Source organism: Allobosea sp. 05T439, assembly GCF_056396005.1.
In genome coordinates, this window is sequence record NZ_JBFTKP010000046.1 from 29,602 (window position 1) to 43,413 (window position 13,812).

General features: G+C 61.7%; 15 protein-coding genes and 1 pseudogene. 9 read left to right on the forward strand and 7 right to left on the reverse strand.

What is annotated here, in order from left to right; genetic code table 11:
* The first annotated feature begins 117 nt into the window (after window positions 1-117).
* A complete protein-coding gene (gene ctaD, locus AC1DIO_RS30695; protein WP_476854572.1) occupies window positions 118-1,767 on the forward strand; it encodes a cytochrome c oxidase subunit I in 1,650 nt (549 codons plus the stop codon).
* Window positions 1,768-2,162: 395 nt separating this feature from the next.
* Entirely contained in the window at window positions 2,163-3,443 is a 1,281-nt protein-coding gene (locus AC1DIO_RS30700; RefSeq protein WP_476770628.1) for a M20 family metallopeptidase, read from the forward strand.
* 6 nt (window positions 3,444-3,449) lie between these two features.
* Here the strand turns inward: AC1DIO_RS30700 and AC1DIO_RS30705 are convergent, their stop codons facing one another.
* Window positions 3,450-3,626 carry a hypothetical protein gene (locus AC1DIO_RS30705; RefSeq protein WP_476770632.1) on the reverse strand — a complete coding sequence of 59 codons (177 nt, stop codon included), beginning with the start codon at window positions 3,624-3,626 and terminating at the stop codon, window positions 3,450-3,452.
* Between AC1DIO_RS30705 and AC1DIO_RS30710 the strand changes: the two genes are divergently transcribed.
* Complete coding sequence (locus AC1DIO_RS30710; protein ID WP_476770633.1) at window positions 3,543-4,208, forward strand: trimeric intracellular cation channel family protein; 666 nt, start codon at window positions 3,543-3,545, stop codon at window positions 4,206-4,208. The two genes, AC1DIO_RS30705 and AC1DIO_RS30710, sit on opposite strands and share 84 nt — an antisense overlap.
* Before the next feature lie 116 nt (window positions 4,209-4,324).
* Here AC1DIO_RS30710 and AC1DIO_RS30715 read toward each other — a convergent pair whose 3' ends face one another.
* From AC1DIO_RS30715 to AC1DIO_RS30725, 3 genes are read right to left on the reverse strand one after another with little or no spacing between them, the layout of a single operon-like run.
* Window positions 4,325-6,565 (reverse strand): xanthine dehydrogenase family protein molybdopterin-binding subunit, encoded by a 2,241-nt coding sequence (locus AC1DIO_RS30715; protein WP_476854573.1) that lies wholly within the window; start codon window positions 6,563-6,565, stop codon window positions 4,325-4,327.
* A 12-nt stretch (window positions 6,566-6,577) separates the two neighbouring features.
* The gene (locus AC1DIO_RS30720) at window positions 6,578-7,606 is read right to left on the reverse strand and encodes an FAD binding domain-containing protein (protein WP_476770630.1); all 1,029 of its coding nucleotides are present in this window, start codon (window positions 7,604-7,606) and stop codon (window positions 6,578-6,580) included.
* The gene (locus AC1DIO_RS30725; RefSeq protein WP_476770634.1) at window positions 7,603-8,088 is read right to left on the reverse strand and encodes a (2Fe-2S)-binding protein; all 486 of its coding nucleotides are present in this window, start codon (window positions 8,086-8,088) and stop codon (window positions 7,603-7,605) included. Before AC1DIO_RS30725 ends, AC1DIO_RS30720 begins: the two co-directional genes overlap by 4 nt.
* A gap of 560 nt (window positions 8,089-8,648) precedes the next feature.
* On the opposite strand from AC1DIO_RS30725, the gene AC1DIO_RS30730 reads away from it, so the two are divergent.
* Both AC1DIO_RS30730 and AC1DIO_RS30735 read left to right on the forward strand, forming a co-directional pair.
* Entirely contained in the window at window positions 8,649-8,927 is a 279-nt protein-coding gene (locus AC1DIO_RS30730; RefSeq protein ID WP_441493749.1) for a type II toxin-antitoxin system Phd/YefM family antitoxin, read from the forward strand.
* Complete coding sequence (locus tag AC1DIO_RS30735) at window positions 8,924-9,259, forward strand: type II toxin-antitoxin system RelE/ParE family toxin (RefSeq protein WP_476770631.1); 336 nt, start codon at window positions 8,924-8,926, stop codon at window positions 9,257-9,259. The genes AC1DIO_RS30730 and AC1DIO_RS30735 overlap by 4 nt, the downstream gene beginning before the upstream one ends.
* A 367-nt stretch (window positions 9,260-9,626) precedes the next feature.
* Here the strand turns inward: AC1DIO_RS30735 and AC1DIO_RS30740 are convergent, their stop codons facing one another.
* Both AC1DIO_RS30740 and AC1DIO_RS30745 read right to left on the reverse strand, forming a co-directional pair.
* Complete coding sequence (locus tag AC1DIO_RS30740; protein ID WP_441509212.1) at window positions 9,627-9,821, reverse strand: response regulator; 195 nt, start codon at window positions 9,819-9,821, stop codon at window positions 9,627-9,629.
* 103 nt (window positions 9,822-9,924) lie between these two features.
* Window positions 9,925-10,143 (reverse strand): ATP-binding protein, encoded by a 219-nt coding sequence (locus AC1DIO_RS30745; protein WP_476854574.1) that lies wholly within the window; start codon window positions 10,141-10,143, stop codon window positions 9,925-9,927.
* Between the two features lie 218 nt (window positions 10,144-10,361).
* Here AC1DIO_RS30745 and AC1DIO_RS30750 point away from each other — a divergent pair, with 218 nt between their 5' ends.
* The 4 genes and pseudogenes from AC1DIO_RS30750 (at window position 10,362) to AC1DIO_RS30765 (ending at window position 13,022) form a co-directional block, all read left to right on the forward strand.
* A complete protein-coding gene (locus tag AC1DIO_RS30750) occupies window positions 10,362-10,589 on the forward strand; it encodes a helix-turn-helix domain-containing protein (RefSeq protein WP_441509148.1) in 228 nt (75 codons plus the stop codon).
* A 7-nt stretch (window positions 10,590-10,596) separates the two neighbouring features.
* Entirely contained in the window at window positions 10,597-10,824 is a 228-nt protein-coding gene (locus AC1DIO_RS30755) for a hypothetical protein (RefSeq protein WP_476835833.1), read from the forward strand.
* A gap of 428 nt (window positions 10,825-11,252) precedes the next feature.
* Window positions 11,253-11,959 (forward strand): annotated as a pseudogene (locus tag AC1DIO_RS30760) (IS110 family RNA-guided transposase); the annotation flags it as partial.
* A gap of 715 nt (window positions 11,960-12,674) precedes the next feature.
* Entirely contained in the window at window positions 12,675-13,022 is a 348-nt protein-coding gene (locus AC1DIO_RS30765) for a hypothetical protein (protein WP_476854575.1), read from the forward strand.
* 110 nt (window positions 13,023-13,132) lie between these two features.
* Here AC1DIO_RS30765 and AC1DIO_RS30770 read toward each other — a convergent pair whose 3' ends face one another.
* A complete protein-coding gene (locus tag AC1DIO_RS30770; RefSeq protein WP_476854576.1) occupies window positions 13,133-13,738 on the reverse strand; it encodes an SDR family oxidoreductase in 606 nt (201 codons plus the stop codon).
* Window positions 13,739-13,812 lie beyond the last annotated feature (74 nt).

Below are 13,812 nucleotides of genomic sequence, written 5' to 3' on the forward strand. Positions count from 1 at the left end.
AGTTGGTTCACCTTGAACGCGACTGTGCGTTTTGCTGATGGCGGCCCCGCCAGGCGTGGCTCAGGCCTTGACCATTGGAAATGAAAGTTCGAAACTGTCCTAATGGGAGGCGAACCCATGGGAACCGCCCCGAACKCCCAATTCCCAACTGTCGACGCTCGCGAACACGGGGAAGCTCATGCCAATCCGACAGGATGGCGACGCTGGCTACTGTCCACCAATCACAAGGACATTGGGACGCTCTACCTGATCTTCTCGATCATGGCGGGACTCGTCGGCGGGTTCCTGTCGATTATGATGCGTATCGAGCTTCAGCAGCCCGGCCTGCAGATCTTCGCCAACGGCCAGAGCTACAACGTCTTCGTCACCGGCCACGGCCTGATCATGATCTTCTTCATGGTCATGCCGGCACTGATCGGTGGCTTCGGCAACTGGTTCGTGCCGTTGATGATTGGCGCGCCCGACATGGCCTTTCCACGGCTGAACAATATCTCGTTCTGGCTCGTCGTGGCCGCATTCATCCTGCTGACCATTTCGTTGTTCGTCGAAGGCGCGCCTGGCGCCCATGGCGTCGGCACCGGCTGGACTATCTACCCGCCCTTCTCGACGGCGGGCCACCCCGGTCCCTCGGTCGATTTCGGCATTCTCGCGCTGCACCTCGCGGGCGCATCTTCCATTCTGGGCGCGATCAATTTCATCACCACTATCCTGAACATGCGCGCGCCTGGCATGACCATGCACAAGATGCCGCTGTTCGCCTGGGGCGTGCTGGTCACTGCCTTCCTGCTGCTATTGGCGTTGCCCGTCCTGGCCGGGGCCATCACGATGCTCCTGACCGATCGCAATTTTGGCACCACCTTCTTTGATCCGGCCGGTGGTGGCGACCCGGTGCTCTACCAGCACCTGTTCTGGTTCTTCGGTCACCCCGAAGTGTACATTATGATCCTGCCGGCCTTCGGCATCGTCAGCCACATCATCTCGACCTTCTCGAAGAAGCCGATCTTCGGCTATCTCGGCATGGCTTATGCGATGGTGGCGATCGGCGTCGTCGGCTTCATCGTGTGGGCGCACCACATGTTTACAGTCGGCCTCTCGCTCAACACGCAGCGCTACTTCGTCTTCGCCACGATGGTGATCGCCGTGCCGACCGGCATCAAGATCTTCTCCTGGATCGCGACGATGTGGGGCGGCAGCCTGCGCTTCACCGCGCCGATGCTCTGGGCCATCGGCTTCATCTTCCTGTTCACCGTCGGCGGCGTGACCGGCGTGGTGCTGGCCAATGCGGGCATCGACCGCTCGCTGCATGCGACCTATTACGTCGTGGCCCATTTCCACTACGTGCTGTCGCTCGGCGCCGTATTCGGCCTGTTCGCCGGCTTCTACTACTGGTTCCCGAAGATGTCGGGCTATATCATCCCCGACTGGATCGGCAGGCTGCACTTCTGGGTCGCCTTCTTCGGCGCCAACCTGCTGTTCTTCCCGCAGCACTTCCTTGGTCTCGCCGGCATGCCGCGTCACTATGTGGACTATCCGGATGCCTTCGCCGGCTGGCATTTCTGGTCGTCGATCGGCTCCTACATCTTCGCTGCCGGCCTGCTCATCTTCTTCTACGGCGTGATCATCGCTTTCACGAAAAAGCAGCTCGCCGGAGACAATCCGTGGGGCGAAGGTGCAACGACGCTGGAATGGACCCTGTCCTCGCCTCCGCCGTTCCACCAGTTCGAGACCCTGCCGCGCATCGTCAGCTCGGACCACTGGGATCGATAGTTCGTCCACCGGGTGATTTTTCGCATGTCGAAGCATCCGCCCCAAACCTCTACGTCGGCATCGCTCGCGCCCGACACTCGGTGGCGTGGTCTTTGATGGTGAAAGTGCTCTGAAGGGAGCCATTCGCTACGAGCGAGGGGGATTGACGGGCCACGCGGCGTTCCGAGGTCCGAACTCAGCTCTGAAAAGGCAAGCGCTGGCTAAAGCCAAGGGCTCGATCTCAGGATGCCCGCCATCACGCCGCGCAGGAGTTGCGCACGAGAATTCGCGTCGATCTTGGATTTCGCCGCCTCGATATGTGGATGGACCGCGTTGCGCGACAGGCCCATGGCCATGCCGATCTACGCATCGCTGCGACCCCATTGCCCCCGTCGGAAATATAGGAGGAGATCATCATGGCTGAGCACACCTCTTCCGGAAGCGCATCCGTCGTCTTGACGGATCTGGACAAGCTGCTGCCCGATATCGAGGCGCTCTATAAGGACGTCCACGCCCACCCGGAATTGTCGATGCGGGAGATGCGAACTGCGGGTCTCGCCGCCGACAAGCTCAGGAAAGCCGGCTTCGAGGTAACGACTGGCGTGGGTAAGACGGGCGTGGTCGGATTGCTTCGCAACGGCGAGGGGCCGACGGTCATGCTGCGCGCTGACATGGATGCGCTGCCGATCGCAGAGGATACCGGCCTTGCTTACGCCAGCAAGGTTACTGCGACGGACCCCGAGGGAAGCACCGTCCCCGTGAGCCATATGTGCGGACATGACATGCATGTCGCCTGGCTGGTCGGTGCGGCGACATTGCTGTCACAGGCGCGCGATGCCTGGAAGGGCACCCTGATGGCCGTCTTCCAGCCGGGCGAGGAAACCGCGCAAGGCGCCCAGGCCATGATCGACGATGGTCTGCTGAAGCGCTTTCCGCAGCCCGATGTCGTGCTGGGCCAGCACGTCATGGTCGGACCCTCCGGCTCGGTCGCCGGCAGTGCCGGGCCGATAACCTCCGCTGCGGACAGCCTGCAAATCCGCCTGTTCGGGCGCGGCGCGCACGGGTCGATGCCGCAGGCCAGCATCGATCCCGTCATCATGGCGGCCTCCGTCGTGCTGCGTCTCCAGACCATCGTGTCCCGCGAGGTTGCCGCCAACGACGCGGCAGTGGTCACTGTCGGCGTGCTACAGGCAGGAACCAAGGAAAACGTCATCCCCGACGACGCCGTCATCAAGCTCAATGTGCGTACGTTCGACGAAGGCGTGCGCAAGCATGTGCTCGCCGCCATCGAGCGGATCGTCAATGCCGAGGCCGAAGCCTCCGGGGCGCCGCGCAAACCGGAAATCACGCCGCTCGACCGCTACCCTTTAAACGTCAACGACGAAGCCGCCAGCAACCGCATCGCCGCAGCGTTTCGCGGCCATTTTTCGCCGAACCGGGTCAAGCACACCGGCCCCGCCCCGGCGAGCGAGGATTTCGGCTGCTTCGGCACCGCGTGGCAGGTGCCTTCGGTGTTCTGGTTCGTGGGTGGCAACGATCCCAAGGTCTATGCAGAGGCTAAGGCGGCCGGCAAGCTGAACGAACTTCCGGTCAATCACAGTCCGCAATTCGCGCCCGTCCTCCATCCCACGCTGGCAACAGGCGTCGAGGCACTGGTCGTCGGAGCGCTCGCCTGGCTCGGCCCGAACAAAAAATGAACTGTTCTACCCGATTGCATCGCAGATCAGTCTTATTTGAAGGCTGTTCGGTGCTTTCGTCCCGATGCGGTAGGATTTTTCGCAGGCGGACCCGTCATGATCGCCATCGAAACCCTTGTGCGACTTCTCGACCTGGGCGGCACCTTCGTTTTCGCGATCAGCGGGGCGGTTGCCGCAGTCAATCGCCGCCTCGACATTTTCGGTATCCTCGTCCTATCGTTCGTGACGGGGAATTTTGGCGGGATCACTCGCGACGTCCTGATCGGCGCCATCCCGCCTGCCGCTCTGACGGATTGGCGGTACCTGCTGGTCTCAGTCCTGGCCGGGCTCATCACCTTCTTCTGGTATGCCGGCGTCGGCAAGCTGCGTAGCCCCGTCCTCCTGTTCGACGCGGTAGGCCTTTCGTTTTTCGCGGTGGTCGGTGCACAGAAGGCGATCGAGTTCGGACTAAACCCGGTGATGTCAGCGCTTCTGGGCATGCTGACCGGAATCGGCGGAGGCATGACGCGCGATGTTCTGCTTGCGGAGATTCCGCAGGTATTGCGTTCCGATTTGTACGCCGTCGCAGCGCTGACCGCCGCGTCCTTCGTTGTTATCGGCCATGTGCTCGGCGTTTCCTATGGCGTTTCAGCGCTGGCTGGAGCTGCCGTGTGCTTCGGCCTTCGTTTCATGGCGATCAGACGTGGTTGGCATTTGCCGGTCGCTCATCTCTCCGCGCAAGGGCGCGCTGCAATAGATGCTTCGGAGGATGAGAGCGGGCGGTAAGTTTGCCCCTCCAACGGTTTGCCCTCCGGGAGGGAGGGTGAAGCGCGGCCTCGCGTTTCCAATGGCGCGCAATATCTGCCGAGATCGGCCTCTCGCGACGCCAACTATGCTGCTCCTCACGCCGCAAGCAGCTTGTCGACGGTGATCGGCAGGCTGCGGATGCGTTTGCCCGTCGCGTGATGAATGGCGTTGGCGATGGCCGCCGCCGTGCCGACGACGCCGATCTCGCCCAGCCCCTTCACGCCGATCGGATTGATCTGGTCGTCATGCTCCTCGACAAAGAGGACCTCGATCCCACCGATGTCGGCATTGGCTGGTACATGATACTCGCCGAGGTTCCTGTTCATGAACCGGCCGAAGCGATGGTCGGTCAGCGTCTCCTCGTGCAGGGCCATGCCGATGCCCCAGACCACGCCGCCGATGATCTGGCTGCGCGCCGTCTTGGGGTTGAGGATGCGCCCGGCCGCGATGGCGCTAACCACCCGGGTCACGCGCACGATATTGAGTTGCTCGTCGACATGGACCTCGGCGAAGACGGCCGAATGGGTGTAGGAAGCGCGGCGCAGCGGCGCGATCAGGCCAGGACTGGCTGTTTCCTCGGCCTCGATCCGCTCAACCTGCGCCGCACTCAGGGCATCGACGAATGAGACGGCGCTCGATTGCTCCTGGCGCAACCGAACGAACCCGTCATTGAAGACGACGTCATCGATCCTGGCGCCGGACAGAGGCGATCCTTCGATGGACTTTGCGTGTTTCAGCAGGGTCTCGCACAGCCTTCGGCAGGCCAGCATCACCGCGCTCCCCGAGGAAGCCGCCGTCCAGGAGCCCCCCTGGATCGGGGCTGGTGGGAGCGATGAATCGCCGAGTTTCACGGTCACCGCGTCGAGATCGAGCCCCAGTGCATCGGCCCCGATCTGGCTGAGGATCGTGTAGGTGCCCGTTCCGATATCGGATGTGGCGCAGGCGATCTCGAGCCTGCCGTCGCGCGTCAGCGTCGCGCGGGCGGAGGATTTCATCATCATCGCTTCCCAGACGCCGCTGGCCATGCCCCAGCCCACCAACTCCTTGCCGTTTGTCATCGAGCGCGGCGCCGGCTTGCGCCTGTGCCAGCCGAAGCGGGCGGCGCCTTCGGCATAGCAGGCGCGCAGCTCCTTGGAGGTCAGGGGCTTGTCGTCGTTCTCGTCCCGCGTGGTGTAGTTCCTGAGCCTGAGTTCGATCGGGTCGATGCCGGTGGCAAAGGACAGTTCGTCCATGGCACTTTCCAGCGCGAACAGGCCTGTCGGCGCACCGGGCGCCCGCATGTCGCCGGGCGTCGGGATGTCGAGCTTGGCGAGTTCGTAGGCGAGCAGCGACGTCTCGCTGTGATAGAGCATGCCCGACCAGTTGACGACGTTCTCCTGATAATCCTCGTAGCCGGAGGTCGCGGCGACCGCATGGTGCTGGAGCGAACGGATATGCCCTTCGGCATCGGCACCGATCGCGACAGAATTGATCGTCTGCGGACGATGCGCATGGCTGAACATCTGGGCCCGGGTCATCTCCACGCGCACGGATCGCTCGAGTGCKAGCGACGCCATCACCGCGAGGAACAATTGGTGGTGCGGCCGCAGCGCGGAGCCAAAGGCGCCACCGACGAAGGGACAAACCACGCGGACATCCTCGGTTGCCAGGCCGAAGACCGACGTAACATAGCCTTGCGTGTTGAGCGCGCCCTGCGTCTTGTCGTGGACGGTGATCTTGCCGTCGCCCTCCCAGACCACCGTCGTCCCGTGCAGTTCCATCGGATTATGGTGCTCGGTCGGGACGCGGTACTCGGCGCTGACCTTGATCGGGGCGTCTGCGAAGGCAGTTTCCGCGTCGCCTTTCGGATCGGGCGGCCGCGCGATGCCCGCGCGCTTCTTCGGCGGCTCATAGCTGTCCTGGCGGGCGCGCTCGAGATCGGTCTCGTGCGGTTCTCGTTCATAGGACACGCCGACCAGGGAGGCCGCGTCACGGGCGGCCTCGAAGCTCGACGCGACGACCAAGGCTATCGGCTGGTCGCTGTGCTGGATGGTGGCGTCGTGGAGCGGGCGGAGCGGCTTGCCGGGCGGGGCGACCTGGTCCCGGTAGCTGCTGTCGAACCAGGCGGTGTGAGCGCGGTTCTCATGGGTGAAGATCGTCACGACACCCGGCACTGCAAGCGCCGCCGTGAGATCGAAATCGCGGATCTTGCCGCGCGGAATCGCGCTGCCGACGATGCAGCCATGAAGCAGGTCCGGAGCAACGAACTCGGCTGCATAGGTCGCGCGGCCGGTGACCTTGGCTACGCCGTCGACCCGGCTCCGCGGCGAGCCGACATGGGGATCGTTGCTGATCATGGCCGTGCTCCCTCAGGCGATGCGCTTGTCGGATTGCGATTGCGGCGTCCCGGCTGCGGCTTGGGTCAGTGCGCGAATGATGGCGCGGCGCGCGAGCTCGATCTTGAAGGCATTGTGCTCGCGGCCCTGTGCTCCTTCCAGCAGAACGTCCGCCGCCGCGGCGAAGCTCGCATCGTCGGGCTTACGGCCAATCAGCACCTCTTCTGCCTGCGGCCGACGCCAAGGCTTGTGAGCAACGCCGCCAAGTGCCAGCCGCGCATCGCGGATCGCACCGCCACTGCCCATTTCCAGACAGGCCGCGACGGAAACCAACGCGAAGGCATAAGAGAGCCGGTCGCGCAGCTTGAGATAGCTGTGGTGCTCGGCAAAACGTTGCGCCTCGGCGGGCAACTCGATGCCGGTGACGATCTCGCCCGCGCCGAGCGTCGTGTCGCGATCCGGTGAACCGTTCGGCAGCCGATGATAATCCGCCATCGCGATCGTCCGGGTGCCCTGCGGCCCGGCGACATGGACGCTCGCCGAGAGTGCGGCAAGCGCGACGCACATGTCGGAGGGATGGGTTGCGATGCAGTCGGTGCTCGCGCCGAGAATGGCATGATTGCGGTTCACGCCCTTGATCGCCGGGCAGCCGCTGCCAGGTTCGCGCTTGTTGCAGGGCAATGCGGCATCGTAAAAATAATGGCAGCGAGTGCGCTGGTTGAGATTGCCGCCGGCCGTCGCGGCGTTACGAAGTTGTGGCGTCGCGCCCGCCAAGATCGCGCTCGACAGCAGCGGGAAAGTCCCGGCGACCAACGGGTGATAGGCGATCGTCGTATTCGAGACGAGCGCCCCCATCAGGATGCCGCCGTCCGCGGTCTCGGCGATCGTATCGAGATCCCCGAGGCGGGTGATGTCGATCAGGCGGTCCGGCTGCTCAACATCATATTTCATCAGATCGAGCAGATTCGTGCCGCCGGCAATCAGCCTGGCGCCGGGGTCGGCTGCCAGCGCGGCGAGCGCGCCTTCGAGGCTCTCGGCCTGGAGATAGGAGAAGCGGTTCATTCTGCGGCCTCCCGCATGTGCCCTGTCTGCTGGGCGATGACGTCCTCGATGGCGTCGACGATGTTCGGATAGGCGCCACAGCGGCAGATATTCCCGCTCATCAGCTCGCGGATCTCGTCGCGGCTATGGGCGCGGCCTTCGGCGACGAGCGCCACGGCCGAGCAGATCTGTCCCGGCGTGCAATAGCCGCACTGGAATGCATCGCGCTCGATGAAGGCGCGCTGCATGGGATGCAACGCGCCATCCTCTGCCAAGCCCTCGATCGTGGTGATAGCGCTGCCGTCCAGCATCACCGCGAGCTTCAGGCACGAATTCATTCGCTCGCCATCGATCAGCACCGTGCACGCGCCGCATTGACCGTGATCGCAGCCCTTCTTGGTCCCGGTCAGCGCGAGATGGTTGCGCAGGAGATCGAGCAAGGTCGTTGCAGCATCGACCTCKATGTGAACGGGCCGGCCATTCAGGCCGAGGGAAATCTCGATTTTTTCGTCGGGAGCGAGCGTGCGGAGTGTCACGGCGATCTCCTTGGGCGCATGGTTCTGGGCGTGGGGGGGCGCGGGCGCGCAAGTTCATCTCGACGACAACGGCTCGCGAGCACGATGTGTTCCTTCGAACAGGAACAGTTTGATCCAGCCCTAAGTTCGGCTGCTGCTTCGGGGCGGACCGTGCACCTGACCATCCCTTAAGAGGCCTGCGCGCGGCGACCGAAGCGTCATGGGACAAGGCAGGAAGCAGGCCGGAACCAACCGGCCGGCGCATGGGTTGCAGCCTCGACCGCACTCGAAACGGGAGCTCAAACCATGATGTTAGCCGTGGCCGGCGTCACCGCGTGAGCCTTTCACCAGGCCGAATGCACCTCTTTGCGCACGCCGGCAGTTAACGTGACAACGCCGCGATGATCACTGCTGCTGGTGGGCTCCGTGCCGACGCTGACGATTGACTGGACCATCGCGAACACCGGAAGGCACCAGCCGCTACGCCACAGTTGCACGGCGCTAACGTCCGGACTATATTCGAACCGAATTTAGTCCGGGAGGCTCCTTTGCGGTATTCTGCCCAAGTCAAACCGATCAGCTATCTGAAGGCCAACGCAGCCGACATCCTCCTCAACCTCACCGAAAGGCGAGAGCCTCTGGTGATCACGCAGAATGGCGAGGCCAGGGCGGTGCTCCAGGACGTTGCCTCCTTTGAACAGACGCAAGAGACGCTCGCGCTGTTGAAGCTGCTTGCCATCGGCAATCAGGATGTCGATGCAGGCAAGACCAAGCCGGCTCGCGCTGTCGTCGAAAGACTGCGCGGAAAAGCGGCGGATCGTCGATGAAGGAGGGCCTCTTTGAGGTCGAGCTGACGCAAGGCGCGGAGGATGATCTCGAAGCCATTCACTACTACCTGGCTGAACACCGTTCAATGGAAGCGGCTGAGTGCTTGCTCGATGCGTTCATTGAAAGGATCTCCACACTGGAGCGTTACCCGGAACGGGGCAGCTTCCCCAAGGAACTTGAGGCGTTAGGTGTTCGGGAATTCCGGCAGATTCTGCTCGATCCGTATCGCCTAATCTACCGCGTAATTGGCAGCAAAGTCGTCATCTTCGTCATCGCTGACGGCCGCCGCGACATGCAGGCTTTGCTTGAACGCCGCCTACTTGGCCGGTGATCACGAACCTGCTCCCAGGTTCTCGATCGCTGTTGCGCTGAGCGCGAACGGACGAGTTGGAGCCGGGGCCAGCATCTCGGCCCGGGAACGCTCATCTAAAACCATCAATCGAGCTACACCGCAGCCAAGTAGCCGATGAGCCGCTATCGAAGGGGCGTCTAGACGCAGAACACATCCACACCGCGCATTGCGCGCACGKATCCCGGCATTGGTGCGCAAATCTAATCGTCACTGCGAAATGCACGGCGTACATCCAGAGAAGTCCTCTGACCTGGATCGGCATTTCGCTAGTTTCTCGCCAGCATTTCGCCGATCTTCCGTCCGAGCTTTTCCAGGCCGAAGGGCTTGGTGATCATATCCATGCGGGTCAGCCAGAAAGTCGGTTGCGGTTGACCGCATTGGCTGCATAGCCGGTGATGAATAGCCCCTTGAGATCCGGCATCTGGCCTTGCGCAATCTCTGCAAGCTGACGACCGTTCATCCCGGGAAGTCCGACATCGGAGATCAACAGGTCGATATGCGGGTTTGCCCTCAGCGATTCGATCGCGGCGACGCGCTGCACGGGCGTTGCATGCGGACAGTGATGCGGGGCTGGTCTGCGGTCGTGAATCCTGCGCTCGCCGCGCTGCCGATGCCGGCGAAGCCAAGACAGCTAGGCCCGTTCCCTAGCCGATCGGTTTCGTCGTGAAGAACGGATCGAAAGCCTTTTCAATCACGTCCGCGAACATGCCGACATCGGTGTCGCGCACTGTGCTCGCAACAAAATCGTGGCTCCCGTGAATAGGCAGCCCGGCGACTTCACCCGGCGCAAGGGTCAGGTTCTGTGCTTCGATAGTGAGCCTTCCGGCATAGCGCTTATTTATTCCACGGAACAGAGGGCGCAAGTCAGTGCAATCCCAAGTCGGGTGAAGTCGTCACTGCCCAAGTAAGTTGATGCAGTTAGCGATTAGACTTGCGCCCTGCGGGCGCGCAGAGGGCGGAGAGCGCCGAACCCAACGTTGTCCCGAGCCCACTCACAATATCGATTTACCGCTTCTTAACCACGGCGGGCGCCATTCTAAGGGGTCCAGAAGAGTTGGGGGGCTCGAAAAGGACCGTGACCATGCAACTGCTCGATGGTGAGCGACCCGTCGTAGATCAGTTCGTCGGCCTGCCAGTAGCCTTTGTCGAACGCCAACTGATCCTAGCCACGCTCCGGGAAACCGGCGGCAACCGCACCCACGCCACCTCGCTACTCGGCATCGCCATCCGCACGCTGCGAAACAAAATAACTTCGTACGCAGCGGACGGCTACACCGTGCCGGAACCTGCGCATACAGAAGCACAATGAGCCCCCGATGTCCGTTGCCTCATTGAATGGCGTCGCCGCAGCAGATCTGGTCTCCTCAGCAACAATGGCCGGCCTACTGCGCTGCCTGGTGCAGAAAGGCCTATTGGAAGCAGCCGACGTCAGGGAGATTTACGAAATTGCCCTTCTCATTCTTGAACAGCAGCAAGGAGCGGTGCCGGAAGCAGTAGCAACCTTCCAGGCCGCCCGATCCGCAATTGAACGGAACCTGGGATAGCCATTCGGCCCAAGCAGAGCGCCTTCATCCGCTAACCGCCCAAAGATCGCCAGTTCGTGCGATCAGGGCTGAGGACAAGATCGTCAGCGAGGGGAGCCGGCAGGGGCAGAACTCGGACCGAGTTCCTCGAAGCGCAGGAAAGTCCGCCAACTATGCTGTAGGCTCTACTGTTCCCACCTGATCAAAAAGAGGCCGCCCGTTGGCGGCCGAGTGGAGGGGAACGCCGCGTGGAGGTGTCGCCGCGCCCCCTATTGTTACTCGCTCGCGAGGTAGCAGCAAGGTCGGCATGAGACAAAAGGCGTAGAACCAGTTAGCGAAGCGATAAACGTGCACCTTAGGATATTGCCAAGTTGAAGCACCGAGCGTCGCCGGATCTCGGGAGGGCGGCGTTCGTCACTCCTCAGAACTTGCGCGGTACAAGCGGGCCAACCTCACGTACGATTCTGGTCAAGCGGCTACACCGCAAGCAGATGCTGCCCCTCTTCTCGAAGCTGCCTCCTTGCCTGATCGGCGTGGAGGCCTGCGGAACGGCGCATCACTGGGCACGCACGCTCGCCAACATGGGCCACAAAGTGCGGCTGATTCCTCCGTCCTACGTGAAGGCCTACATCAAGCGCGGCAAGAGCGATGCGCTCGACGCCGAAGCGATCTGCGAAGCCGTCCACCGTCCGACGATGCGGTTTGTGCCGGGCAAGACGGTGGAGCAACAGAGTGTGCTCATGACTCATCGCGCCCGATCCCTGCTCGTGCGCCAGCGCACCATGTTGGCCAATGCCGTGCGCGGGCATCTGGCGGAGCTGGGCCTCGTCGCCAACCCCGGTATCGCCCATCTTGCGAGGCTCGCCGAGCAGGCGCTTGCCGACAAGGATGCGCTGCCATCCTATGCTCGATCCGCTCTGGAGATATTGATCCGCCAGATCGTGACGATCAGCAGCGGCGAGATTGCAGTCCTCGACCAACAGCTCACCGCCTGGCATGCCGAGAGCGAAACTAGTCGCAGGCTCGCCGCCATCCCTGGCCTCGGCGTGATCACGGCCACGGCAGTGCCGCAGCCGTAACCGATCCCGACCAGTTCCGGACTGACTCCGCCGCAACACTCCTATCTAGATTGCTACCCGTAAAATCGGCCCGAGGGTTGCTTCCCACGGGGCGAAGTTGGCAATCAAATGCGCGTGGCATTGATGGAAATACCGGTCCGCGGGAAGAGGCTACCTCGTGAATAACGTGGCCTTACAAACCGCCAGATGCTTATAAAATCGCGTCTTTATTCATTGGCCGATCAACGAATGCCGTCTGATTTCTTCCAAGATGGGTAGGAGGCGGCATTTGAGCCGTAACATTCGGTGAGTCCGAAGTGCCGACGAGAGGCAAAACGGCCTCTTCGCGCTTCAACCGGTTGAACATTTCAGTAATCGGGTTATGTGGCCGAGAGGTCGGCACGTTTGGCTGCATCCTCATTCTTCCTGAATTAATGGCAGGGGCTCCATTAGCAATCGGCAGGCGGGCGACCGTTTGACTGATCGAACCTCGTCGAGGATGTTTCACAGCGGTAAATGAAAGCTTACACAGTGAGAAACATTAACAGTACTTGAAACGACACCCGGGGAAGTTGCGGATCACAATGTGGCAGATTAATGGTGGGCCATATAAAGTATAGCTGTCGTCCCGCAACAGCGTGTGTGATTGTACCTGCAGCCGAGAAAAAGCACGGGGCTAATAATAATCTCGGGGGGAACGCCGCTCTGCGGGAGAAGGTTGCTGTTCGGGAGGACAGCAGCCGCTTTCCTGCCCATTATAGCCGGAAATTAGATGCGAGCAGCATCAGGCTCGCAAGGGGGGAACCATACAACATGAGATGTCAGCCCGTTATCTCGGCCGGCTTAATCGGCTTCACTGTATCCATTTGCCTCGCGACTAATCCAGCCACTGCGCAATCCGCCAAGCCGCCCGCGCAAGTCAAAGTCACGAATGCCCGCCTCGTGCCGGTCGTCTCCCTGGAAATCACTACCCCKGGTKATAAGCCGCGGCTTATTGCGAAGCTCTCCAAGCCGCTCGCCGCCGGTAAGAGCATTGCGCTCAAGCTCAACAAGCCGGCGGGTTGCAACTACTCCGTCCTCGCCAAGTTCAGCGACGAGGTCGAGAGCGACAATGAGGGCATCGATCTTTGCCGTGAGAAATCGATCCGACTGACGGATTGAGACCGGAAGGATTGCAATACCGAACGCCCCCTACGCAAGTGGGCGGGGCAGTTCGTCTCTTCGATCACCTTATAAGGACGCCGAGCGGATTACGTTGCCGATCGACACACTCATGCACCCGCGGCGCCAACCGTCATTCCCCCACATACATAGAGTGTCTGTCCGGTGACAAAGCCGCTTCGCTGATCAAGGAGGTATGCTACCGAATGGGCCACGTCCTCCGGTTCGCCCATTCGACCAACCGGGATGCTATCGATAATCGCTTGCGTTGCAGGACTTTCTCTCGGATTGGCGCGCTCGAACAGCTCTGTACGAATGGGACCAGGCCCGACACTATTAGCGGTGATCCGGTGACACCCCAGTTCGAGAGCCCAGACTTTAGCCATACCCATCAGACCAGCCTTGGTTGCGGCGTATGCACTCCGAAGCTCCTTACCAAGGGCCGCACGCGAAGAGATGTTCACGATCCGACCAAATCCAGCATCCTTCATGCCTGGCAAGACCGCTTGAAGGCACTGAAGAGCACAACGTAAATTCAGTGAAACTGCCATATCCAACTCGGCCAGCGTCTGGGTTTCGACGCTACTCGGGAAGACCGCCCCGACATTGTTCACAAGCCTTGTAATCGGACCACCTCGCAGAGCTTCTGTAAGGGCTTCTGTAATGGGCCTTTGATCGTCAAGTCCCTCTGAACGATATCTCGTCGCCAGGATCATGCTTCTGTCCGTGGTCAGTACGAAGACCGCCACACCATGCCATCAGATCCAGAGCCGACAGGTCAATCTAGGGG